Genomic DNA, 23,831 nt, shown 5'->3' with positions numbered 1-23,831 from the left:
TGACGGGGATGCCGTTCACAACGCGCCGCGAACGCTTCGATCAGATGCGCCAGACGATGCGCGTCGTTCCCGTCGTCCGTGAGATCTTCGCCGACGGTGAGACGCCTGTCGGCATCTATCGCAAACTCGCCGATGGCAGACCGGGCAGCTTTCTGCTGGAGTCCGCTGAGGGCGGCATCTGGTCGCGATATTCCTTCGTCGGCGTCTCTTCATACGGCGTACTCACCCAGAAGGACGATCACCCGGTCTGGCTCGACTACGGCCTCGATGCCAGTCGAGCACTGGGCGACGATATCTTCGCCGGGAGCCCGCTCGACGCGATCGAGGAGCTCACGCGACGCTGGGCGACTCCGCACACCAGTGACGAGCCTCCGCTCACCGGGGGACTGGTCGGCTTCATCGGGTGGGAGGCGATCCGCCAGATCGAGAATCTGCCGGACGCTCCGCCCGCGGACCATCCAGTTCCCGGGCAGGCGCTGTGCTTCGTCTCTGACCTCGTCGTCCTCAACCATCGACGGGGCGCCGTCCTTCTGATCGCGAACGTCCTGACCGACGTCGGCGATTCGAATGAGCTCTGGCAGGATGCCCAAACGCGTCTGAACGCGATGCAGGGCGGCCTCTCCGTGCCGACCGAGGCACACCTCGCCGACCTCGACTTCGAGATCGTTCCCGAGGCCACGAGCAGAACCCGGAAGCCGGACTTCCTCGCGGCCGTGGATCGCAGCCGCGAGTACATCCGGGAGGGCGATATCTTCCAGGTCGTCATCTCTCAGAGGTTCGAACTCGAGACGGATGCCGCCGCTGTCGACGTCTATCGTGTGCTCCGTGCGCTCAACCCGAGTCCATACATGTACCTGCTCAGCCTCGAAGCCCCGGATGGGACTCCCTATTCCATCGTCGGCTCTTCGCCGGAAGCTCTCGTCAAATCTCAGCGGGGACATGTCGTAACCCACCCGATCGCTGGTTCTCAGCCGCGCGGCACGACACCGGACGAAGACGTCGAGCTTGAGTCGATTCTGCGCTCAGATGCGAAGGAACGCGCGGAGCATCTCATGCTCGTGGATCTCGCGAGGAATGACCTGGCTAAGGTGTGCCAGCCCGGCAGCGTCGAGGTCACCGAGTTCATGCGTGTGGAGCGGTTCAGCCATATCATGCACCTGGTTTCGAGCGTGGAGGGCGACCTCGCTCCGGGCCAGACTCCCATCAGTCTGTTCCGGGCGACGTTCCCCGCGGGAACTCTCTCCGGCGCTCCGAAGCCGCGCGCGCTCCAGATCATCGACGAGCTCGAGCCGGCGCAGCGCGGCGTGTATGGAGGAGTCGTCGGATACATCGACTTCTCCGGAGACGCAGACCTCGCGATCGCGATTCGCACCGCGACGCTCATCGGCGGGACAGCCCTCGTACAGGCGGGCGGAGGTGTCGTCGCGGACTCTGTGCCCGAGTCCGAGTACCAGGAGTCCTGCAACAAGGCGGCAGCGCCTCTCCGCGCCGTCGCGATTGCGAACGCGATGACGAAGATCGGAGCGGAATGAACGGCAAACGCCTGAAGATGCTCGCGATCGTCCTGACTCTCGCCGCGAGCGGTGGAGCGCTACTGACCTGGACTCAGCCCTGGTTCGCAATCGCACTCACGCAGGGAACGCACGCCGGTTCAACCATCGACGTTCCCGGAGAGTCCGCCGGGCCGGCGGTGGCCGCTCTCGGACTTGCGGGGCTCGCCCTCGGCGGGGCTCTCGGTATCGCCGGACGCATCCTGCGAGTGATCTTCGGAGTCCTGGAGATCCTCATCGGTGCGAGCGTCGTTCTCTCCGGCATCCTCGCACTCGCTGACCCCGCTGGCGCGAGCGCGAAGACCGTCACAGAGGTGACCGGAGTCGCGGGAGCGGAGGGCACGAACGCCTTGATCGCCAGCGCCACTGCGACGATCTGGCCTGGCGTCGCCGTCGCCCTAGGAGTGATCCTGGCTCTCCTCGGACTCATGGTCATCATCACAGGCACCTCGTGGCCGACGTCGGGTCGCAAGTTCGACTCGCCGGTGCAATCCCGACAGGACCAGGCCCATGATGCCGTCGACAGCTGGGACGAGCTCAGCCGAGGCGAAGACCCCACCAGCTAACAGCTAGACTTGAAGACGTTTCCGTCAGAGAAGGAGTTCAGGTGAACCCAGATATCAGTGACCCCGGACATGGCCACTCGCCGGCCGCGTGGACTGCCGTGATCATCATGCTGATCGCGTTCGCGCTCGGCACTGTCATGCTCTTCCTCGGCCAGCCGTACGGAGTGGTCGCCGCTGCCGGCGTGCTCGTGGTCGGCCTGATCGTCGGCTGGATCCTCAAGAAGGCAGGCTTCGGAGTCAACGGTCCGCGTTACCAGCCGAAGGGCCACTGACGACGTGACGGATCTTCTGGACGAGCTCACCGCCGGTGCTCGGGAAGACGCGCGAGCTCGACAGGAACTGATCTCTCTCTCGCAGGCTGAGGCGGCAGCTGCCGCCGCTTTGCCCGCGCGAGATGCGATGGCGGCTCTCGCGCCGAGTGCGCGGGTGAAGATCATTGCGGAGGTCAAGCGGGCGAGCCCCTCCCGCGGCGACCTTGCTGAGATTCCCGATCCTTCTCGCCACGCTGCCCTCTATGAGCAGGGTGGTGCGAGTGCGATCAGCGTGCTCACCGAAGGCCGACGGTTCAAAGGCTCGCTCGACGATCTCACCTCGGTGCGCGACACCGTATCCGTTCCGGTGCTCCGCAAGGACTTCATCTCGACGCCGTATCAGCTGTTCGAGGCTCGTGCCGCGGGTGCAGACATCATCCTTCTGATCGTCGCTGCGCTGGATCAGAAGACGCTCACCGAGCTATACCAGCTGGCGACGGACCTCGGAATGACGACTCTCGTCGAGGCCCACACCGAAGACGAGTTAAAGCGCTCCTTTGACATCGGGGCGCGACTGGTCGGCGTCAACGCGCGTAACCTCAAGACCTTCGAGCTCGACCGAAACCTGTTCGGCAGACTCGCTCCGCTTTACCCCGAGGGCGTCATCAGAGTTGCCGAGTCTGCGGTCTCCACCGCAGATGACGTTGCCCACTACCGTGCGGCGTCCGCAGACGTCGTACTCGTAGGTGAGGCCCTCGTCACCAACGATCCCATCTCGACGCTTCACGACTTCTTGGCGGTCTGATTCATGTCTCTTCGTGACAACACCGGCCCATATTTCGGCGATTTCGGCGGTCGGTACGTCCCCGAATCGCTCATCGCGACTCTCGATGAGCTCACCGTGGCGTGGGATGAGGCGCGGAACGACCCTGAGTTCCACCGCGAGCTTGACGCGCTGCTTCGCGACTACGTCGGTCGGCCGTCGGTGATCACCGAGGTTCCGCGGTTCGCTGAGCACGCCGGGGGAGCGCGGATCATTCTGAAGCGCGAAGATCTCAATCACACCGGATCCCACAAGATCAACAACGTGCTCGGCCAAGCCCTTCTGACAAAGCGGGTCGGCAAGACGCGCGTGATCGCTGAGACCGGTGCAGGCCAGCACGGTGTCGCAACAGCGACCGCGGCCGCCCTGTTCGGTCTCGACTGCGTCATCTACATGGGCGAGGTCGATACCGAGCGACAGGCGCTCAACGTCGCGAGAATGCGCCTCCTCGGCGCAGAGGTTGTCGCTGTGAAGACCGGATCCCGCACGCTGAAAGACGCCATCAACGAAGCGATGCGCGACTGGGTGACCAACGTGGCGACGACCAACTACATCTTCGGAACCGTCGCTGGGCCGCATCCGTTCCCCGCTATGGTCCGGGATCTGCAGAAGGTCATCGGAGAGGAAGCCCGAGAGCAGGTTCTGGAGCTCACGGGGGCGCTCCCTGACGCTGTGGCGGCGTGCGTCGGCGGAGGATCCAATGCCATGGGGATCTTCCATGCCTTCCTCGACGATGAGAACGTCGGTCTGTATGGATTCGAGGCAGCGGGCGAGGGAGTCGAGACGCAGCGGCACGCGGCCACGATCACCAAAGGACGCCCCGGGATGCTGCACGGCGCCCGCAGCTTCCTGCTGCAAGACGACGACGGGCAGACGATCGAGTCCCATTCGATCTCAGCGGGTCTCGACTATCCCGGCGTCGGCCCTGAGCATTCATGGCTCTCCAGCATCGGCCGTGCACAGTACCGTCCGGTCACAGACGCAGCGGCGATGGAGGCTCTCCGTCTTCTCAGCCGCACGGAGGGCATCATCCCCGCGATCGAGTCATCGCACGCTCTCGCCGGTGCTATCGAGCTGGGCCGAGAGCTCGGCTCTGACGCGACGGTCCTGGTCAGTCTTTCCGGTCGCGGAGACAAAGACATGGAGACCGCCGGAAGATACTTCGATCTGATCGACGAGGGAGCAGAGCAATCGTGACGAGTGTGTCGCAGAGGATCAGCGCGCGCAGAGAGGCGGGCAGCGGTTCGCTCATCGGCTACCTGCCGATCGGCTTCCCGACGTTCGACCAGAGCATCGATGCAGCCATCGCGATCGCGCGAAACGGCGTGGATGTCATCGAGCTTGGCGTTCCGTACTCGGATCCCGTCATGGACGGCCCCGTCATTCAGGCTGCCACGCAGCAGGCTCTCGCGAACGGCTTCCGCCTCGGACACGCATTCGAGGCTGTTCGCCGCATCACGGAGAGCTGTGATGCCGACGTTCTGCTGATGACGTATTGGAACCCCGTCGTGCAGTACGGCGTCGAGCGCTTCGCAGACGATCTCGTCGCTGCGGGCGGGGCCGGCCTCATCACGCCCGATCTGATTCCTGACGAGGGTGCAGCGTGGATCGCCGCCTCGGAGAGAACAGGCCTCGATCGAGTCTTCCTCGCCGCACCGTCGTCCAGTGACGCACGGATCGCACAGGCGGTCGAGTCCAGCAGGGGCTTCGTCTACGCGGTGTCGACGATGGGCATCACGGGAGCGCGAGCGGATATCGACACGGCTGCTCGCACACTCGTCTCCCGACTTCGCGACGCTGGCGTCGACAACGCCTGCGTCGGTCTCGGCATCTCCACTGCCGAGCAGGTCAGAGAGGTCCTTGAGTACGCGGACGGAGCGATCGTCGGATCCGCTCTCGTCGCTGCGCTGGGGAACGGCGGTGTCGAGTCCGTCGGTGCCCTCGCCGCTGACCTCGCCACGGGAACCTCGCGCACGCAAACGATCTGAAAGGCACACCGGTGACCCTTCCGCTCAGCATTCCGAGCCCTGACATCAGCTCTTTCCAGCTCGGGCCCTTCACGATTCACTTCTACGCGCTCTGCATCCTCATCGGGATCATCGCGGCAGCAGTGATCACGAACAGGCGCCTCACACAGCGCGGTGCCGAGCCCGGTATCGTCATCGATCTTCTACTGTGGGCTGTGCCGTTCGGCATCGTCGGTGCGCGAATCTTCCACGTTCTCACGCACTGGGACGATTACTTCTACCCGGGCGCGGATCTGCTGCGAACGCTCTACATCTGGGAGGGCGGAATCGCCATCTTCGGTGCACTGATCGGAGGCGGAATCGGCGCGTGGATCGGATGCCGCGTCATCGGCCTGCGGTTCTCGACCTTCGCCGATGCTCTCGCTCCTGGTCTGCTCGTCGCCCAGGCGTTCGGTCGCTTCGGCAACTGGTTCAACCACGAGCTGTACGGAATTCCGACCGATCTGCCGTGGGGACTCGAGATCGAGTCGTCGAATCCGGCTTACCCGGTCGGTCTGCCCGCGGGGACGCTCTTCCACCCCACGTTCCTCTACGAAGTCATCTGGAATCTTCTCGGAGCAGCTGTCATCGTCTGGCTCGGCCACAAGCTGACTCTGCAGTGGGGGCGTCAGTTCGCTCTGTATCTCATCTGGTACGGCGCTGGCCGCGTCGTGTGGGAATCCATTCGCATTGACCCGAGCGAGGTCTTCCTCGGGCTCCGCACCAACGTGTGGGCGGCTCTGATCGCGGTGATCCTCGGTATCGTGATCTTCTTCGTGCAGAAGTCTCGACACCCCGGCCTGGAACCCAGCCCCTACCGACCCGGACGTAACACAACCGAAACAGACGGGGAGTTAAATTCTGATTCCCCGGATTCGATCTACGTCGATCTCAGCGAGGATGCTGAAGGAGCAGAGCGCCGGGACGAACCCGCCACAAGCGCACAGGGTTCGTGATCCCATAGCCCAGCGCTCATCCTCGTCTGGGTTGTGAGACGCCGAAAGGCGATCATCACCCGGACGGGCCAGCATTGCCCCGTCCTCACTTCGACAGAGGGCAGCGTCTGGCATGAGTGCTCCATCTCCCTATTCACATTTCAGTCTCCTTCCTGAAGCCGCGGGACTCTACGATCCGCAGTTCGAGAAGGACGCCTGCGGCCTCGCAATGGTCGCAACGCTTCGCGGCGTTCCATTGCACAGCATCATCACGTGCGCTCTCGACGCGCTCCGTAACCTCGAGCACCGTGGTGCTGTGGGCTCCGATGCCGGAACGGGCGACGGTGCAGGCATCCTCTCTGAGATTCCTGACGCCCTGCTCCGCGATGTCGTCTCATTCGATCTCCCCGCACACGGCGAGTATGCCGTCGGCAACGCCTTCCTACCCGCCGACGACGACGAGCGCGCGGCCCAGAAGCGTGCGATCGAGACGATCGCACGCAGCGAGGGAATGCTCGTTCTCGGTTGGCGCCCGGTGCCAACGCGGCCGGAGGTGCTGGGCCGTCTCGCACGCACGTCGATGCCGACGATCGAGCAGCTGTACGTCGCTTCTCGAACGGGTGCGCCGGGCGACACTCTGCGTCGAGGCATCGACCTCGACCGTTCTGCCTACAGGCTCCGAAAGCGCGCTGAGCGCGAACTCGGGGCCTATTTTGTTTCTCTCTCCAGCCGAACAATCGTTTACAAGGGTATGGTCACGACGCTGCAGCTCGAGCCGTTCTACCCTGATCTGTCAGATCACCGCTTCGCGACGCGCGTCGCCATCGTTCACTCTCGCTACTCGACGAACACGTTTCCATCGTGGCCGCTCGCACAGCCGCTGCGCATGCTCGCCCACAACGGTGAGATCAACACCGTGCAGGGCAACCGGAACTGGATGCGCGCGCGCCAGTCACAGCTCCGCTCCGATCTCATAGGCGACCTCGCCCCGCTGCTACCGATCGTCACGCCGGGCGGGAGCGACTCCGCGTCATTCGACGAAGTCTTGGAGCTCCTCACTCTGTCGGGCCGCTCACTCCCGCACGCCATGCTCATGATGGTGCCCGAGGCGTGGGAGAAGAACCCTGACCTCTCCAGAGAGCTCAGAGACTTCTACGAGTTCCACTCGATGCAGATGGAGCCCTGGGATGGCCCAGCCGCGATGACGTTCACCGACGGCTCACTCGTTGGAGCAACGCTTGATCGCAATGGACTTCGACCCGGGCGGTGGCTCATCACCGATGACGGACTGGTCGTTCTCGGAAGCGAGATCGGCGTTCTCGACATCTCACCCGAACGCGTCGTCCAACGCGGGCGTCTTCAGCCCGGCCGGATGTTCCTCCTCGATCTCGACGAGGGCCGTCTCCTCGACGACGCAGAGGTGAAGGGCTCTCTCGCCGCTCTGCGTCCGTGGGGAGACTGGCTCACCGCCGAGCGCATCCTGCTGCAGGACCTCCCTGAACGGGAGCATGTGATTCACACGCGCGCCTCAGTGACGCGAAGACAGCGCACGTTCGGCTACACCGAAGAGGAGGTCACACGCATCCTCAAACCGATGGGCGAGACCGGCTCAGAACCCCTCGGCGCCATGGGAACGGACACTCCCGTCGCCGTGCTTGCGGATCGCCCGCGCCTGCTGTTCGACTATTTCGTGCAGCGATTCGCTCAAGTGACGAACCCGCCGCTTGATTCCATCCGCGAGAAGGTCGTGACGTCGCTGACCCTGTCCCTCGGCCCGGAGCCGAACCTGCTCGATGCGGGGCCAGAGCACGTCCGACAGATCGTCCTCGACTTCCCTGTGATCGACAATGATCAGCTGGCCAAGATCCAGCACATCGACGGCAGCCGAGAAGAACACTCTGCGGCGACGATCCGTGCGCTCTACCGGTTCGACGAGGGGCAGGATGCTCTCAGAGACCGTCTGCGGGCGATCAACGACGAGGTCGACGCAGCGATTGCGCGGGGCGCACACTTCATCGTGCTCAGCGATCGAGATTCTACGAAGGACCTCGCTCCCATCCCGTCGCTTCTCGCGCTGGCATCCGTTCACCATCATCTGATTCGCATGGAGAACAGGATGCGCGTCGGCCTCATCGTCGAAGCGGGCGACGTGCGCGAGGTGCACCACGTGGCGACGCTCATCGGCTATGGCGCCTCTGCCGTCAACCCGTACCTGGCCATGGAGACCTGCGAAGACCTCGTGCGTCGAGGCGAGATCGCCGGCGTCACCGCGGACAAAGCCGTGGCGAACGTCATCTCAGCCCTCGGCAACGGCGTACTCAAGATCATGTCGAAGATGGGCATCTCCACCGTTTCCTCGTACTCCGGGGCCCAGACTTTCGAGGCGGTGGGGCTCAGTCAGGAGTTCGTCGACACGTACTTCACCGGAACCGTCTCCCGGCTCGGGGGCGTCGGTCTCGACGTCATCCAGGCGGAGAACCTCGCACGTCATGCATCCGCGTTTCCCGCCAACCCGCCCACGCGCGGGCATGAGCGACTTGAGAACGGAGGAGAGTACCAGTGGCGTCGCGACGGCGCACCGCATCTCTTCAATCCCGACACCGTGTTCCGTCTGCAGCATGCGACCCGCACCAGGCAGTACGACATCTTCCGCAGCTACACAGATCTCGTGGATGACCAGTCTGAGCGGCTGATGACACTTCGAGGACTCTTCACGCTCCGGACAACGGAGTGTCAGCCCATTCCGATCGATGAGGTGGAGCCCGTGTCGGAGATCGTGAAGCGCTTCTCCACGGGCGCGATGAGCTATGGCTCGATCTCGCGCGAGGCCCACGAGACACTCGCGATCGCGATGAATCGTCTCGGTGGGAAGTCCAACACGGGTGAAGGCGGTGAGGATGCTGATCGCCTGCTCGACCCCGAGCGGCGAAGCGCGATCAAACAGGTCGCCTCCGGACGCTTCGGCGTGACGAGCATGTATCTCACGCACGCAGACGATCTGCAGATCAAGCTTGCTCAGGGCGCAAAGCCGGGGGAGGGCGGCCAGCTTCCGCCGGGAAAGGTCTATCCCTGGGTCGCGCGTACACGCCATGCAACAGCCGGCGTTGGGCTCATCTCGCCCCCGCCACACCACGACATCTACTCCATCGAAGACCTCAAGCAGCTGATCTTCGATCTCAAACGCGCGAACCCGTCAGCACGCATCCATACAAAACTCGTCAGCGAGTCCGGAATCGGAGCCGTCGCGGCCGGCGTGGCCAAGGCGCTGAGCGATGTGCTGCTCGTCTCCGGTCACGACGGCGGAACCGGTGCGAGCCCGCTGAACTCGCTCAAGCATGCCGGCACGCCGTGGGAGTTGGGGCTCGCCGAAACACAGCAGACGCTGGTGATGAACGAGCTGCGCGACCGTGTCGTCGTCCAGGTGGACGGGCAGCTGAAGACGGGGCGTGATGTCGTCATCGCCGCGCTGCTCGGCGCAGAGGAATTCGGGTTCGCGACCGCGCCGCTCGTCGTCTCGGGATGCATCATGATGCGCGTCTGCCACCTCGACACCTGCCCGGTCGGCGTCGCCACCCAGAATCCGCTGCTTCGTTCGCGGTTCACAGGCAGGCCTGAGTTCGTTGTGACCTTCTTCGAGTTCATCGCCCAGCAGGTCCGAGAGCTCCTCGCTCAGCTCGGTTTCCGCAGCCTCGACGAGGCGGTCGGCCGAGTCGACCTCATCGATTCGAGTCGCGCTCTCTCCCATTGGAAGGCCGAGGGACTCGACCTCTCGCCGATTCTCACCGCTTCCGCGGCATCCGCCACCACACACCGCAGGCACACACGCAACCAAGAGCACGAGCTCGGTACGCACTTCGATGTCGATCTCATCGCGCAGAGCGCTCCAGCACTCACGCACGGAGAGAGTGTGACGATCGTGTCGTCGGTATCGAACACCGCTCGCGCCGTCGGAACGATGCTCGGTCACGAGGTGACCCGGAGGTTCGGAGAGCAGGGCCTGCCGGAGAACACCATCTCGATCACGCTGACGGGTTCGGCGGGCCAGTCGCTCGGCGCGTTCATCCCTCGAGGCCTCACGCTCCGGCTTCACGGGGACGCCAACGACTACGTGGGCAAGGGACTCTCCGGCGGCCGCATCATCGTCAGACCGGATGCCATGGCTGTGCTGGCCGCGGAGGAGAACGTCATCGCTGGCAACGTCATCGGGTACGGCGCGACGTCGGGAAGCATGTTCATCTCCGGAATCGTGGGGGAGAGGTTCCTCGTCCGAAACTCCGGAGCGACAGCGGTCGTCGAGGGCGTCGGAGACCATGCGCTCGAATACATGACAGGGGGTCTCGCGCTCATCCTCGGCGGGACGGGCCGGAACCTCGGCGCCGGCATGTCCGGTGGGATCGCCTATGTCCTCGATCTCGATCGCTCCCGCATCAACGCCGAGGCGCAGGTCTCCGGGGAGCTGGAGCTGCTGCCGCTCGGCTCGGGCGATCGTGAGATCGTGACCGATCTCATCGCGCAGCACGTGGCTGAGACAGCATCCACCCTCGGTCAGCGTCTGCTCGACGATATCGAAGCTGCCGTCAGCCGCTTCACCAAAGTGCAGCCACGCGATTATGCGGCTGTGCTTGAAACACGACAGCGCGCCGTCGCCGACGGCCTCGACCCCGATGGGGACGACGTGTGGCAGCGCATCAGGGAGGTAACTCATGGCTGATCCACGCGGATTCCTGACCACGCCCGAGCGGGAGCTTCCGCCGCGCCGTCCGGTTCCCGTTCGAATCATGGACTGGAAAGAGGTGTACGAGCGTCAGGACCACGACCAACTGCATCGCCAAGCCGGACGCTGCATGGACTGCGGCGTGCCGTTCTGCCACCAGGGCTGCCCGCTCGGCAATCTCATTCCGGAATGGAACGATCTGACCTGGCGCGACGACGGCCGAGCCGCATCTGAGCGCCTTCACGCGACGAACAACTTCCCCGAACTGACGGGACGGCTGTGCCCCGCCCCGTGCGAGAGCGCGTGCGTCCTCGGCATCAGCCAGCCAGCGGTGACCATCAAGCGCATCGAGCAATCGGTCGCCGACCAGGCTTTCGACAACGGCTGGGTCGACGCGATGCCGCCCGAACGTCTCACCGGCAAGACCGTGGCCGTCGTCGGGTCGGGCCCCGCCGGGCTCGCTGCGGCACAGCAACTCACCCGCGCGGGCCACACCGTCGCCGTGTACGAGCGCGACGACCGAATCGGCGGGCTTCTGCGCTACGGCATCCCCGACTTCAAACTCGAGAAGTCGGTGCTCGAGAAGCGGCTGAAGCAGATGCGCGAAGAAGGCACCCGATTCCGTGCGGGGGTGAACGTCGGAGCGGATATCAGCTGGGAAGACCTTCGTGCGCGCTTCGACGCAGTGATCGTGGCGACAGGAACTCCCGTCCCGAGAGACCTGCCCATTCCCGGACGGCAGCTGGACGGCATCCATTTCGCCATGGAATATCTGGTCGGCGCGAATCGAAGCGTCGCCGGAGACGACGTCGAGAACCGCATCTCCGCAGAGGGCAAGCATGTGATCGTTCTCGGCGGGGGCGACACCGGGTCCGACTGCATCGGCACGGCGCACCGCCAGGGCGCGGCGTCGGTGACCAATCTCGCGATCGGCCGGATGCCGTCGACGGATCGCCCCGGGCACCAGCCGTGGCCCATGACGCCGACCGTCTTCGAAATCCAGACGTCGCACGAAGAGGGCGGCGAGCGAGAGTTCCTCGTGTCGACCGTGGAGTTCCTCGCTGACGACGCGGGAAACGTCCGGGCGCTTCGCATCGCCGAAACCGAGTATCTCGATGGGCAGCGGGTTCCGAAGGCGGGAACCGAGCGTGAGATTCCTGCTGACCTCGTTCTGCTCGCGCTCGGGTTCACCGGTCCCGAAACGGCTACGGAAGCGGCGCAGCTCGGCCTCGATATCACGTCGAGATCGACGCTCGCGCGCGACGACAGCTATCAGACAAAGCTGCCTGGACTCTTCGTCGCGGGAGATGCCGGTCGCGGACAGTCGCTCATCGTGTGGGCGATCGCCGAAGGTCGTTCTGCAGCCTCGGCCGTAGACCGGTATCTTGAAGGGGAGAGCGAATTGCCCTGGCCGGTCAAACCGACCGACCGCGCGATCTCGCTCTGAGGCCGAACCCTCGGTGGGAGCGGCTGACAGACACGAACCAGCGCACTCCCCCTGCGCAGGACATGGAGTTATTCATACATGAGACGAGCAAAGATCGTCGCGACGCTTGGGCCGGCGACATCCAGCTACGAGAAGATACGCGCGCTCATCGACGCCGGCGTCAACGTAGCCCGGATGAACCTGAGCCACGGCAGCTACGACGTGCACGAGGGCGTCTACGCGAACGTCCGCAAGGCCGCTGCAGACGCGGGCAAGCCGATCGCAGTGCTTGTGGACCTTCAGGGTCCGAAGATCCGCCTCGGCACCTTCGAGGACGGCCCGTACGAGCTCGCCGAGGGTGACATCTTCACGATCACCACCGAAGACATCGTCGGCAACAAGGACATCTGCGGTACGACGTTCAAGGGTCTGCCTCACGATGTCGCCCCGGGTGACTTCCTCCTCATCGACGACGGCAAGGTCCGTGTTCGTGTCCTTGAGACCGACGGTGTACGTGTCAAGACCGAGGTCGTCGTCGGCGGGCCAGTGTCCAACAACAAGGGCATCAATCTGCCGGGCGTCGCAGTCAGCGTTCCCGCACTCTCTGAGAAAGACGAAGCGGACCTGCGCTGGGGCCTCAAGCTCGGTGCCGACTTCATCGCGCTCTCGTTCGTCCGAAATGCGGCCGACATCAGCCGCGTTCACGAGATCATGGATGAAGAAGGCATCCGTCTCCCCGTCATCGCGAAGATCGAGAAGCCCCAGGCCGTCGACGCTCTCGACGAGATCATTGACGCGTTCGACGGCATCATGGTCGCTCGTGGAGACCTGGGTGTCGAGCTGCCGCTCGAGGCGGTGCCGCTCGTGCAGAAGCGCGCGATCGAGCAGTGCCGCCGCATGGCCAAGCCGGTCATCGTCGCGACGCAGATGCTCGAGTCGATGATCTCGAGCCCTGTTCCGACTCGCGCGGAGACCTCCGATGTCGCCAACGCGATCCTGGACGGCGCGGACGCGGTCATGCTCAGCGGCGAGACCAGTGTCGGCGAGTATCCGGAGATCACCGTTCAGACCATGGCGAAGATCGTCGCCTCGACTGAAGAGCACGGACTTGAGCGCATCGCTCCGCTTGGGACGAAACCGCGCACGCAGGGCGGCGCGCTCACTCTCGCTGCGTCAGAGGTCGCGGACTTCGTCGACGCCCGCTATCTCTGCGTCTTCACCGAATCGGGCGACTCCGTGCGGCGGATGTCTCGACTCCGCACCAAGATTCCGGTCATCGGCTTCACTCCGAACGAAGAGATCCGTCGTCGCATGCAGCTGAACTGGGGGATCGAGTCCTATCTCGTCGACCGTGTGACGCACACGGACGAGATGTTCGGGCAGGTCGACGACGTTCTGCTCTCCGGCGGACTCGCAGAGCAGGGCGAGAAGGTCGTCGTGATCTCCGGTTCTCCTCCCGGAATCTCGGGTTCAACGAACGACGTCCGCGTTCACCAGATGGGGGATGCCCACGAGGGCGTTGCGCCTGCATACGCGCTCCGGAAGAAGCAGTAGACCGGGTCAGAGCTCGGATCTCAGCGAAAATTCGACGAGAGAGGGTGGTTACGCCAGCGGCGTAACCACCCTCTCTCGTGAATACAGAGAATGCCGCGGAAACCCAAGGATTCCGCGGCATTCAGTCGGTGCCGGTGGTGGGACTCGAACCCACACGCCTGTGAAGGCAAAGCATTTTGAGTGCTCCGCGTCTGCCATTCCGCCACACCGGCTCACACAACCTGAACAAGGTTATCGTAGGATTCTAGGGTGACTGAGCAAGAGACAACACCAAACGCTCCTCGACGCGTCGTCGTCGCCGAGGATGAATCACTGATCCGCCTCGACATCGTCGAGATTCTCCGAGACAACGGCTTCGAGGTCGTGGGGGAGGCCGGGGACGGCGAAACTGCTGTGGCTCTGGCCACCGAGCTTCGCCCCGATCTTGTCGTGATGGACGTAAAGATGCCCAAGCTCGACGGCATCTCCGCCGCCGAGCGACTGAGCAAGGCGCAGATCGCTCCCGTCGTCCTGCTGACAGCGTTCAGCCAGAAGGATCTCGTCGAGCGCGCCTCTGAAGCGGGAGCCCTCGCGTACGTCGTGAAACCGTTCACGCCGAACGATCTGCTTCCGGCGATCGAGATCGCGCTGAGTCGTCACCAGCAGATCATCACGCTCGAGGCCGAGGTGGCCGACATGGTCGAGCGTTTCGAGACTCGCAAGCTCGTGGATCGCGCGAAAGGCCTCCTCAACGAGAAGATGGGGCTCAGCGAGCCCGAAGCATTCCGATGGATTCAGAAGGCGTCGATGGATCGTCGCCTCACGATGCACGATGTCGCGCAGGCCATCATCGATCAGCTCAGCGCAAAGAAGAAGTAGCTTACGTCACGACTCGAAGGGTCTGTCCGCACTCACGCGGGCAGGCCCTTTTCGTATTCGAAGCACACTTCTGCCTGCGAAACAAGGCTTCTCGCCATATTCCGTGGATGTTTCAATGCGCAGCGTGCCCTTTTGACACTGTGCGAGAGCCTGCCGTACGGTACTGACCACACATGCCAGACGTGGCGTTCAACGAACGAGAGGCACACGTGAACCAGAAAAGAAAACTGATTGTCGGGGGAGCAATGCTCGCTTCGATGGCCCTTGTGACGGGACTGTCGGCCTGCTCCAGCGACAGCGGCGAGAGCGCTGATGCTCCGCTGGAAGACACCTACGTCGTCGCTACAGATACGTCGTTCGTCCCCTTCGAATTCAAGGACGGCGGCGAATACGTAGGGTTCGACATCGATCTGATCAATGCCGTCGCCGATGAGGCTGGGTTCAAGATCGATCTGAAGACGACGAACTTCGACGGAATCATCCCCGGTCTTCAGACGGGAACATTCGACATCGCGATCGCGGGCATCACGATCAAGCCTGAGCGTGCTGAGAAGGTCGACTTCTCAGATCCGTACTACAAATCGGGCCTGCGCATCGGCGTCGCCACGGACAACGATGAGATCAAGGATATTGAAGACCTCAAGGGCAAGAACGTGGCGACTCGTCTCGGATCGACAAGCGCGGACTACATCGAGAAGAACATCGAAGGCGCAACAGCGAAGACGTTCGAGCAGCTCGATCAGGCGTACCTTGCCGTCCAGTCGGGAAGTGCGGATGCCATTCTCTATGACGCCCCGAACGTCGCTTACTACATCAAGACGAAGGGCAAAGACAGCCTGAAGATGGTCGGTGACCTTCTCGAAGCGCAGGACTACGGCATCGCCATCGCGCAGGGTAACGAGAACCTTGTGAAAGCGATCGACAAAGCTCTCGCGACGCTGAAGGAGAACGGCACCTACGACGAGATCTACGAGAAGTGGTTCGGTGAGGCGCCGCCGAGCGAATAGCCACGGATCGATTGACAACATCACATTATGAGCAACGGGCACGATGGGAGCTCCCCGTGCCCGTTGCCTGTGAGAGGCACATATGATTATTCATTCGGCTACGTTTGACTGGGCAGGAGTCGTCGAGTTCATCCCGCAGCTGCTGGTCGGCCTTTACTACACGCTCCTCATCTCGGTCGTTGGGCTCCTGATCGGCTTCGTCCTCGGAGCGATCTTCGGACTGGGCCGGCTCTCGAAGAGCAAGATCATCTACGGTGCATCCTCCGTCTATGTGGAGGTGCTCCGAGGAACTCCCGTCCTCGTTCAGGCCATCTGGATCTACTACGCGTTGCCGCTCATCATCGGCACGAATATCCCTTCACTTATCGCCGGTTTCATCGTGATCGGTCTGAACTCAGGCGCGTACATCGCGGAGATCGTGCGTGGAGCAGTGCAGTCCATTGAGAAGGGCCAGATGGAGGCGGGCCGTTCCCTCGGCATGGGCCGTCATCTGACGATGCGGCATGTTATCTGGCCGCAAGCATTCCGGCGCATGATCCCACCGCTGGGCAATCAGTTCATCATCAGCATCAAGGACACTTCGCTCCTGTCGGTGATCTTGGTGCCCGACCTCGTGTTCCAGGCCCGCCTCATCGCGGCAAACCACTTCAACGCCGTTGAGATCTACACGACGGTCGCCATCATGTACCTGATCATCACGCTGACGCTCTCCAAGGTGCTCAGCGTCATCGAGAAACGGCAGGCACACTCATGATCATTCATGTCGCAGACCTCCATAAGTCATTCGGCGACAACGAGGTCCTTCGAGGAATCGACTGCGATGTCGAAGCCCAGGAGGTCGTCTGTGTGATCGGCCCCAGCGGCTCCGGGAAGAGCACGTTCCTACGCTGCTTAAACATGCTCGAGGAGATCAGCAGCGGTGACGTCGTCATCGATGGCCAAAGCCTGACAGACAAGAACACCGACATCAACGCGGTTCGCACTGAGATCGGCATGGTCTTCCAGCAGTTCAATCTGTTCCCCCATAAGTCGGTGATCGAGAACATCACGCTCGCTCCGATCAAGGTGCGTGGTCTCAGCACGGCAAAAGCCGAGGAACGCGCCGCTCGACTGCTTGAGAAGGTCGGGCTCGCGGATAAGGCTGAGGCATACCCGGCACAGCTCTCTGGCGGCCAGCAGCAGCGCGTCGCCATCGCGAGGGCTCTGGCGATGGAACCAAAGATGATGCTCTTCGACGAGCCGACGAGCGCGCTCGATCCCGAACTTGTCGGAGAAGTCCTCGCCGTGATGAAGCAGCTCGCTCTCGAGGGCATGACCATGGTTGTCGTGACCCACGAGATGGGCTTCGCGCGCGAGGTCGGCGACCGGGTGATGTTCATGGACGGCGGCTATGTCGTGGAGGAGGGCACGCCGGAGCAGATCTTCGATGATCCGCAGAACGAGCGCACGAAGGCCTTCCTCGACAAAGTCCTCTGACAGAGCAGACAGCTCTTTGACGATGCAGAAGGGGCTCGGCCGAGATTCGGCCGAGCCCCTTCTGCGTATTGTCAGCGCGCCGGGCGATCCTTGATCATGTTCGTGATCCGAACCGTTGAGCAGCGTCTACCCTGCTCGTCCGTGATGGCGATCTCGTGAACGGTGAGGCTCCGGCCCAGATGGATGGGCGTGCACACTCCAGTCACTGTTCCACTCGTTGCTGATCGTGTGTGCGTCGCGTTGATGTCGATACCGACCGCAAGACGGTCTTCGCCGGAGTAGTAGTTCGCGGCCATCGATCCGAGAGACTCTCCGAGGACGACATACGCGCCTCCGTGCAGGAGCATCGCTGGCTGTGTGTTGCCCTCGACCGGCATGGTGCCGACTGTGCGATCGACGCCGATCTCAGTGATCTCGATGCCCATCTTCTCGGCGAGGGCACCGACTCCGCGCTTGCGTACGTATTCGAGGGGATCGGATGCTGTCTGGCTCATGAACACCTTCGCGCTCTGGTTACCCGCCCGATGTCGTCGGCGACTTGTAGGCTGGGGACTGTGTCGGACAACGAAAAGCCTACCCTGCTCGTGATCGATGGCCACTCGCTGGCGTTCCGCGCGTTCTACGCGCTGCCTGTCGACAGCTTCCAGAACAGCGAAGGTCAGCATACGAACGCCATCCACGGCTTCATCGCGATGCTGATCAACCTTCTGAAGAATGAGAAGCCGACCCACATCGCCGTGGCGTTCGACATCTCACGCTATTCGTTCCGCACGCGAGAGTACCCCGAGTACAAGGGGACGCGAGGAGAGACACCGCCGGAGTTCATCGGGCAGATTCCTCTGCTTCAGGAGGCACTCGCGGCAATGAACATCACGACGATCTCGATCGAGGACTTCGAAGCCGATGACATCCTCGCGACTTTGGCTGCTCAGGGAACCGAACAGGGATACCGCGTCCTGGTCGTCTCCGGTGACCGCGACACGATCCAGCTCGTCAATGACAATGTGACGCTGCTCTATCCCTCACGGCAGGGCGTCTCTGACCTCACCCGCTACGACCCGGCGAAGGTCAAAGAGCGCTACGACATCGAGCCGCACCAGTACCCTGAGATCGCCGCGCTGGTGGGGGAGACGAGCGATAATCTGCCAGGAGTCCCCAAGGTGGGCGAGAAGACCGCCGTGAAGTGGCTGCACCGTTTCGGCAGTCTCGACGAGATCATCGCTCACGCCGACGAGATCACCGGCAAGGTGGGGGAGAGCTTCCGCGAGCACAAGGAGAACGCGATTCGCAACCGTCGTCTCAATCGTCTCGTGACGGATGTGGCGTTGCCGTGCGAGGTCGAGTCTCTCAGCAAGCAACCGATCGATCAGAACGCCGTGCGCGACGTGTTCGCGAAGCTCGAGTTCCGCACTCTGCTTGATCGCGTGATGAAGCTCGAGGGCATCGAAGGGGGAGCACCCGCTGAGCCGACGGTGGCCGCCCCCGAGCCGCAGAACCTTCTCGACGAAGAGCTCGAGGCGTGGCTCGCGCGGCAGAGCGCTGCGGCGCCCGAAGGTTTGGCCGTGGAAGTCGATCTCACGCCCGGCACGCCGATCGCGATCGGCATCGCCGGAGCTTCGGAGACCGTTGCGCTTGCCTGGCAGCCTGGCCGTGCCGACTACGCACCGTTCGAAACGTGGCTGGCCGACGAGAGCAAGCCGAAGATCATGCACGGCGCGAAGCACCAGATCAAGGCGCTCCGACAGGCGGGGCTCACCGTAGCCGGCATCGCGGTCGACACTTTCATCGCCGGATGGCTCCTGCGACCCGGCGGACAGGACAAGACTCTCAGCGATCTCGTCTCGCGCTACCTGGATGAGACGCTCCCCGTCTCGGACCCGAACCAGCTTGTCCCCGAGGTGGAGCCGACAGACGCCGCCACCGATGCATGGTTCGTGCAGCGCCTCGTCGAGCCTCTGCTCAAACGACTCGATGCGGGATCCGAACGGGTATTCCGCGACATCGAGATGCCGATCGTCGACGTGCTGGCGTCTATGGAGCTCCGCGGCGTCGCTGTCGCCTCCAACCACCTCGCATCGCTGTCGAACGATCTCGGGGAACGTGCTCGTGGCCTTGCCGAGAGCGCGTTCGCGGAGATCGGACGAGAGATCAACCTCGGGTCGCCGAAGCAGATCCAAGAGGTCCTCTTCACTCAGCTCGAGATGCCGACGACGCGCGCGACCAAGACGGGGTACTCGACGGATGCCGCGTCGCTCGCCGATCTTCAGGCGTCGCATCCGCATCCGTTCCTCGGCCTGCTGCTCGAGCACCGCGACGCCACGAAGCTGCGACAGATTGTCGACTCGCTCATCAAAGCCACGGGCGAGGATGGACGCATCCACACCTCCTACGTGCAGACGGGAACCTCCACCGGGCGCATCTCGTCCACGGATCCCAACCTCCAGAACATCCCGGTCCGCACCGAGACGGGCAGGCACATCCGTGAGGCGTTCTGCGTCGGCTCTGATCACGAGAGTCTGTTCACCGCGGACTACTCACAGATCGAGATGCGCATCATGGCGCACCTCTCAGAGGATCCCGGGCTGATCGAGGCGTTCCGAACCGGAGAGGACCTCCACCGCTTCGTCGGCGCACGCATCTTCGGAGTCGAGCCCGCTGACGTCACCGCCGAGATGCGAACCAAGGTCAAGGCGATGTCGTATGGGCTCGCCTACGGTCTGAGTGCATTCGGGCTGTCCCGTCAGCTGCGCATCGACAACGCCGAGGCCAAGCAGCTTATGTCCGACTACTTCGAGCGATTCGGAGCGGTCCGTGATTACCTGCGCCACGTCGTCGAGCAGGCCAAAGTCGACGGTTACACGACGACGATCTTCGGTCGCCGGCGGCCGTTCCCCGATCTGAAGAGCCCGAACCGCACGCTGCGGCAGAACGCCGAGCGCGCTGCCCTCAACGCGCCGATCCAAGGCTCCGCGGCAGACATCATCAAGATCGCGATGATCCACATCGAAGACGACATCCGGTCCGCGGACATGACGAGTCGGATGCTCATGCAGGTGCACGACGAGCTGGTCTTCGAAGTCGGTGACGGCGAGCACGACGAGCTCGAGCGCATCGTCCGCACACGCATGGGGGATGCCGCAGAGTTGAGCGTGCCTCTCGAGGTTCAGGTCGGTTACGGCGCGAACTGGGACGCTGCGGCGCACTGATTACCGTTGCTCGGTCGCGTGGCATACGCTCGCATCATGACGTCAGAGCAGACACGTGAACCAACCGCCATCGATGCCATCGCTGAGCGATGGGTCGACACCGTCGCTTCGTTAGAGCCGACGGTCGGCACCTACATCGGCCGCGATGAGGTCAACGACCGATTCGCAGACTATTCACCCTCGGGGGTGGATGCTCTCGCTGACGCCGTATCGACAGTGCGTGCCGAGCTCGAAGCCGCGGCTCCCGTCGACGACGTCGATCGAGTCACGAAGGATGATCTCGGTCGTGAACTCGCTCTCACGCTCCAGAGCATCGATGCTGGACTGCCATTCCGAGATCTCAATGTCATCGACTCTCCTGCTCAGCACGTCCGCGAAGCGTTCGACCTCATGCCGACGTCCTCCACCGACGATTGGGCTGCTGTGTCCACGCGCCTGTCTCGAGTCGCGCAGGCGCTCGAGGGCTACGTCGAGACACTCCACGTCGGTGTGGAACGCGGAACCGTTCCTGCGAAGCGTCAGGTGAGGGAGGTCGCTGCTCAGGCCGAGAAGCTCGCGGCATCCGACGGCTTCTTCGCTGAGCTCGCCGAGCGAGGCGTCACCAGCCGCGCCTCAGTTCCTGAAGCCCTCGCGGATGACCTTCGTCGCTACGCGGCCGAGGCTGCGGAGGCCTACGGTAGGTTCCGTTCCTACCTCGTCGACGAGCTGGAGCCGCATGCCCCTGAACGCGACGCTGTAGGACGCGACATCTACGAGCTTCGCTCCCAGGAATTTCTCGGGGCGAAGATCGACCTCGATGAGACGTACGAGTGGGGAATCCAGGAGCTCGAGCGAATGGTCGACGAGCAGGAGGCCATCGCACGACAGATCCTGCCGGGGGCTGGGGTTCTCGAAGCCATAGCTCACCTCGACACCGACCAGAGCCGTAAGCTCCATGGCACCGAGGCACTGCGGACGTGGATGCAGGAGACGAGCGACCGCGCAGTCGCAGACTTGGCCGGAGTGCATTTCGACATCCCGGATGAGATCCGAACCATTGAGTGCATGATCGCCCCGACGACAGAGGGCGGAATCTACTACACAGGCCCGACTGACGACTTCTCGCGACCTGGGCGGATGTGGTGGTCCGTGCCCGAAGGGGTCACGGAGTTCGACACGTGGCGTGAGCTGACCACCGTCTATCACGAGGGCGTGCCCGGCCACCATCTGCAGATCGGCCAGGCCGTGTACAACAGGCGGACGCTCAACAGCTGGCGCCGCCTGCTCGCGGGAACCTCCGGGCATGCCGAGGGCTGGGCGCTCTATGCAGAGCGGCTCATGCAGGACCTCGGGTACCTGGACGACCCAGCGGATCGACTCGGGATGCTGGATGGGCAGCGGATGCGGGCAGCACGAGTCGTGCTGGACATCGGCGTTCACCTCGGAAAGACCGTTCCCGGAGGCGGGAGTGCCTGGACTGCTGAGTACGCCTTCGAGTTCATGAAGTCGAACGTCAACATGGATGAGAGCTTCGTCAGGTTCGAGGTGAATCGGTATCTGGGATGGCCTGGACAAGCACCCGCGTACAAGGTCGGACAGAGAATCTGGGAGCAGCTTCGGGATGAGAGTCGCGAGCGCGAGGGATCGTCCTTCTCGCTGAAGGATTTCCACACCCGCGCACTGTCTCTCGGGGGAGTAGGACTGGATACCCTACGCACCGAGCTGCTGCGGTGAGAGGCCGCAGAGGAGCGCACTCCGCGCAGTTGATTCTGAGCTCGTCAGCGCGCTAAGATTGAATGTCACATTTGTGACGTCCTATCCGCCTGCCCATCACGCACATGCACGACTCGTGACCGGGCCTGACCAATTGTCCACCCTGGAGCATTTACCTATATGACAACCGCAACGACCGCCAAGCAGGTCGCCATCAACGACATCGGATCTGCTGAAGATTTCCTCGCAGCGGTCGAGAAGACACTGAAGTTCTTCAATGACGGAGACCTCATCGAGGGCACCGTAGTGAAGATCGACCGCGACGAGGTTCTGCTCGACGTCGGTTACAAGACCGAGGGCGTCATCCCCTCTCGCGAACTCTCCATCAAGCACGATGTCGACCCGACCGAGGTCGTGGAGGTCGGCGACACCGTCGAGGCTCTCGTCCTGCAGAAGGAAGACAAAGAGGGCCGCCTCATTCTCTCCAAGAAGCGTGCGCAGTACGAGCGCGCCTGGGGCGATGTCGAGAAGATCAAGGAAGCCGATGGCGTCGTGACCGGCCAGGTCATCGAGGTCGTCAAGGGCGGCCTCATCGTCGACATCGGGCTCCGCGGCTTCCTGCCCGCTTCGCTCATCGAGCTTCGCCGCGTTCGCGATCTCACCCCGTACCTCGGTCAGGAGCTCGAGGCCAAGATCCTCGAACTCGACAAGAACCGCAACAACGTCGTGCTGTCGCGCCGCGCCCTGCTTGAGCAGACGCAGTCCGAGAGCCGCACCTCGTTCCTCAACAACCTGCACAAGGGTCAGGTTCGCAAGGGCATCGTGTCGTCGATCGTCAACTTCGGTGCGTTCGTCGATCTTGGTGGCGTTGACGGTCTCGTCCACGTTTCCGAGCTCAGCTGGAAGCACATCGAGCACGCTTCCGAGGTTGTCGAGGTTGGCCAGGAGGTCACCGTCGAGATCCTCGAGGTCGACCTCGACCGTGAGCGCGTCTCGCTCTCCCTCAAGGCAACCCAGGAAGACCCGTGGCAGGTCTTCGCTCGCACGCACGCGATTGGCCAGATCACGCCGGGCAAGGTCACCAAGCTCGTACCGTTCGGCGCGTTCGTTCGCGTCGCCGACGGCATCGAGGGCCTCGTCCACATCTCCGAGCTCAGCTCGAAGCACGTCGAGCTCGCTGACCAGGTTGTCTCGGTCGGCCAGGAGGTCTTTGTCAAGATCATCGACATCGATCTCGAGCGCCGTCGCATCTCGCTGAGCCTCAAGCAGGCCAACGAAGGCGTCGACCCCGAGGGCACTGAGTTCGACCCCGCGCTCTACGGTATGGCCACGGAGTACGACGAAGAGGGCAACTACAAGTACCCCGAGGGCTTCGACCCCGAGACGAACGAGTGGAAGGAAGGCTTCGAGGCTCAGCGCGAGAAGTGGGAGCAGGACTACGCTGCTGCCCAGGCTCGCTGGGAGGCTCACAAGAAGCAGGTCGCCGCTGCACTCGCAGACGAGGCCGAGGGCGACGCTCCGGCCGCGAACGCGAACTTCGCTGGCGAGGCTCAGTCGGCCGGAACACTCGCAGACGACGCGTCGCTCGCGGCACTTCGGGAGAAGCTGTCCAGCAACAACTAATCGTCTCTGCTCAATGGTCGGCTCAGCTCCGCTGAGCCGACCATTGTCGTTTCTCCGGCGATGAGTTTCGTGCCGTGGAAGCCGCGAAACATCCTGCTAGTGTTTTTCCTATCGACCGATTCGCCGATCGATCTTCGATTCGGC

At 63.1% G+C, this 23,831-nt stretch carries 18 protein-coding genes and 1 tRNA gene; 17 read left to right on the top strand and 2 right to left on the bottom strand.

The genetic code is table 11. The annotated features are described in order from the left end of the window. Positions 1 to 8 precede the first annotated feature (8 nt). The 10 genes from ACSAGD_RS06555 (at position 9) to pyk (ending at position 13,825) form a co-directional block, all read left to right on the top strand. Entirely contained in the window at positions 9 to 1,532 is a 1,524-nt protein-coding gene (locus tag ACSAGD_RS06555; RefSeq protein ID WP_437585129.1) for an anthranilate synthase component I, read from the top strand. Then, on the top strand, positions 1,529 to 2,116 hold the full coding sequence (locus tag ACSAGD_RS06550) for a Trp biosynthesis-associated membrane protein (RefSeq protein ID WP_437584909.1): 588 nt from the start codon (positions 1,529 to 1,531) through the stop codon (positions 2,114 to 2,116). The genes ACSAGD_RS06555 and ACSAGD_RS06550 overlap by 4 nt, the downstream gene beginning before the upstream one ends. 41 nt (positions 2,117 to 2,157) lie before the next feature. Beyond that, positions 2,158 to 2,388 carry an HGxxPAAW family protein gene (locus ACSAGD_RS06545; protein ID WP_437584908.1) on the top strand — a complete coding sequence of 77 codons (231 nt, stop codon included), beginning with the start codon at positions 2,158 to 2,160 and terminating at the stop codon, positions 2,386 to 2,388. Between the two features lie 4 nt (positions 2,389 to 2,392). Beyond that, positions 2,393 to 3,172: an indole-3-glycerol phosphate synthase TrpC gene (trpC, locus tag ACSAGD_RS06540; protein ID WP_437584907.1), complete on the top strand. Its 780-nt coding sequence runs from the start codon at positions 2,393 to 2,395 to the stop codon at positions 3,170 to 3,172. 3 nt (positions 3,173 to 3,175) lie between these two features. Next, positions 3,176 to 4,387 (top strand): tryptophan synthase subunit beta, encoded by a 1,212-nt coding sequence (gene trpB / locus ACSAGD_RS06535; RefSeq protein ID WP_437584906.1) that lies wholly within the window; start codon positions 3,176 to 3,178, stop codon positions 4,385 to 4,387. Next, a complete protein-coding gene (trpA, locus tag ACSAGD_RS06530) occupies positions 4,381 to 5,178 on the top strand; it encodes a tryptophan synthase subunit alpha (protein ID WP_437585128.1) in 798 nt (265 codons plus the stop codon). The genes trpB and trpA overlap by 7 nt, the downstream gene beginning before the upstream one ends. Before the next feature lie 11 nt (positions 5,179 to 5,189). Then, positions 5,190 to 6,152 carry a prolipoprotein diacylglyceryl transferase gene (gene lgt, locus ACSAGD_RS06525; RefSeq protein WP_437584905.1) on the top strand — a complete coding sequence of 321 codons (963 nt, stop codon included), beginning with the start codon at positions 5,190 to 5,192 and terminating at the stop codon, positions 6,150 to 6,152. A 112-nt stretch (positions 6,153 to 6,264) separates the two neighbouring features. Next, positions 6,265 to 10,842 (top strand): glutamate synthase large subunit, encoded by a 4,578-nt coding sequence (gltB, locus tag ACSAGD_RS06520; protein WP_437584904.1) that lies wholly within the window; start codon positions 6,265 to 6,267, stop codon positions 10,840 to 10,842. Next, entirely contained in the window at positions 10,835 to 12,292 is a 1,458-nt protein-coding gene (locus ACSAGD_RS06515) for a glutamate synthase subunit beta (RefSeq protein WP_437584903.1), read from the top strand. Before gltB ends, ACSAGD_RS06515 begins: the two co-directional genes overlap by 8 nt. Before the next feature lie 78 nt (positions 12,293 to 12,370). Next, positions 12,371 to 13,825, top strand: a complete 1,455-nt coding sequence (gene pyk, locus ACSAGD_RS06510; RefSeq protein ID WP_437584902.1) for a pyruvate kinase — start codon at positions 12,371 to 12,373, stop codon at positions 13,823 to 13,825. Between the two features lie 129 nt (positions 13,826 to 13,954). Here the strand turns inward: pyk and ACSAGD_RS06505 are convergent. Continuing rightward, positions 13,955 to 14,037, bottom strand: a tRNA-Leu gene (locus ACSAGD_RS06505). Positions 14,038 to 14,074: 37 nt separating this feature from the next. On the opposite strand from ACSAGD_RS06505, the gene ACSAGD_RS06500 reads away from it, so the two are divergent. The 4 genes from ACSAGD_RS06500 to ACSAGD_RS06485 all read left to right on the top strand — a co-directional run bounded on the left by ACSAGD_RS06500 (position 14,075) and on the right by ACSAGD_RS06485 (position 17,166). Beyond that, a complete protein-coding gene (locus ACSAGD_RS06500; protein ID WP_437584901.1) occupies positions 14,075 to 14,683 on the top strand; it encodes an ANTAR domain-containing response regulator in 609 nt (202 codons plus the stop codon). 173 nt (positions 14,684 to 14,856) lie between these two features. Next, positions 14,857 to 15,690, top strand: a complete 834-nt coding sequence (locus ACSAGD_RS06495; protein ID WP_437584900.1) for a transporter substrate-binding domain-containing protein — start codon at positions 14,857 to 14,859, stop codon at positions 15,688 to 15,690. An 82-nt stretch (positions 15,691 to 15,772) separates the two neighbouring features. Beyond that, a complete protein-coding gene (locus tag ACSAGD_RS06490) occupies positions 15,773 to 16,444 on the top strand; it encodes an amino acid ABC transporter permease (protein WP_437584899.1) in 672 nt (223 codons plus the stop codon). Continuing rightward, complete coding sequence (locus tag ACSAGD_RS06485; protein ID WP_437584898.1) at positions 16,441 to 17,166, top strand: amino acid ABC transporter ATP-binding protein; 726 nt, start codon at positions 16,441 to 16,443, stop codon at positions 17,164 to 17,166. Before ACSAGD_RS06490 ends, ACSAGD_RS06485 begins: the two co-directional genes overlap by 4 nt. Positions 17,167 to 17,237: 71 nt before the next feature. On the opposite strand, the gene ACSAGD_RS06480 is transcribed toward ACSAGD_RS06485, so the two are convergent. Beyond that, positions 17,238 to 17,660, bottom strand: coding sequence for a hotdog fold thioesterase (locus ACSAGD_RS06480; protein WP_437584897.1), 423 nt, complete (start codon positions 17,658 to 17,660; stop codon positions 17,238 to 17,240). A 60-nt stretch (positions 17,661 to 17,720) separates the two neighbouring features. Here ACSAGD_RS06480 and polA point away from each other — a divergent pair, with 60 nt between their 5' ends. From polA to rpsA, 3 genes are all read left to right on the top strand, one after another. Beyond that, positions 17,721 to 20,372 (top strand): DNA polymerase I, encoded by a 2,652-nt coding sequence (gene polA, locus ACSAGD_RS06475; RefSeq protein WP_437584896.1) that lies wholly within the window; start codon positions 17,721 to 17,723, stop codon positions 20,370 to 20,372. Between the two features lie 36 nt (positions 20,373 to 20,408). Beyond that, positions 20,409 to 22,085 (top strand): DUF885 domain-containing protein, encoded by a 1,677-nt coding sequence (locus ACSAGD_RS06470; RefSeq protein WP_437584895.1) that lies wholly within the window; start codon positions 20,409 to 20,411, stop codon positions 22,083 to 22,085. 159 nt (positions 22,086 to 22,244) lie between these two features. Then, entirely contained in the window at positions 22,245 to 23,687 is a 1,443-nt protein-coding gene (gene rpsA, locus ACSAGD_RS06465) for a 30S ribosomal protein S1 (protein ID WP_437584894.1), read from the top strand. Positions 23,688 to 23,831: the final 144 nt, after the last annotated feature.

The organism is Paramicrobacterium salitolerans, assembly GCF_051513965.1.
Classification (GTDB): Bacteria; Actinomycetota; Actinomycetes; order Actinomycetales; family Microbacteriaceae; genus Paramicrobacterium.
This window is presented reverse-complemented; position numbering and strand designations above follow the sequence as displayed.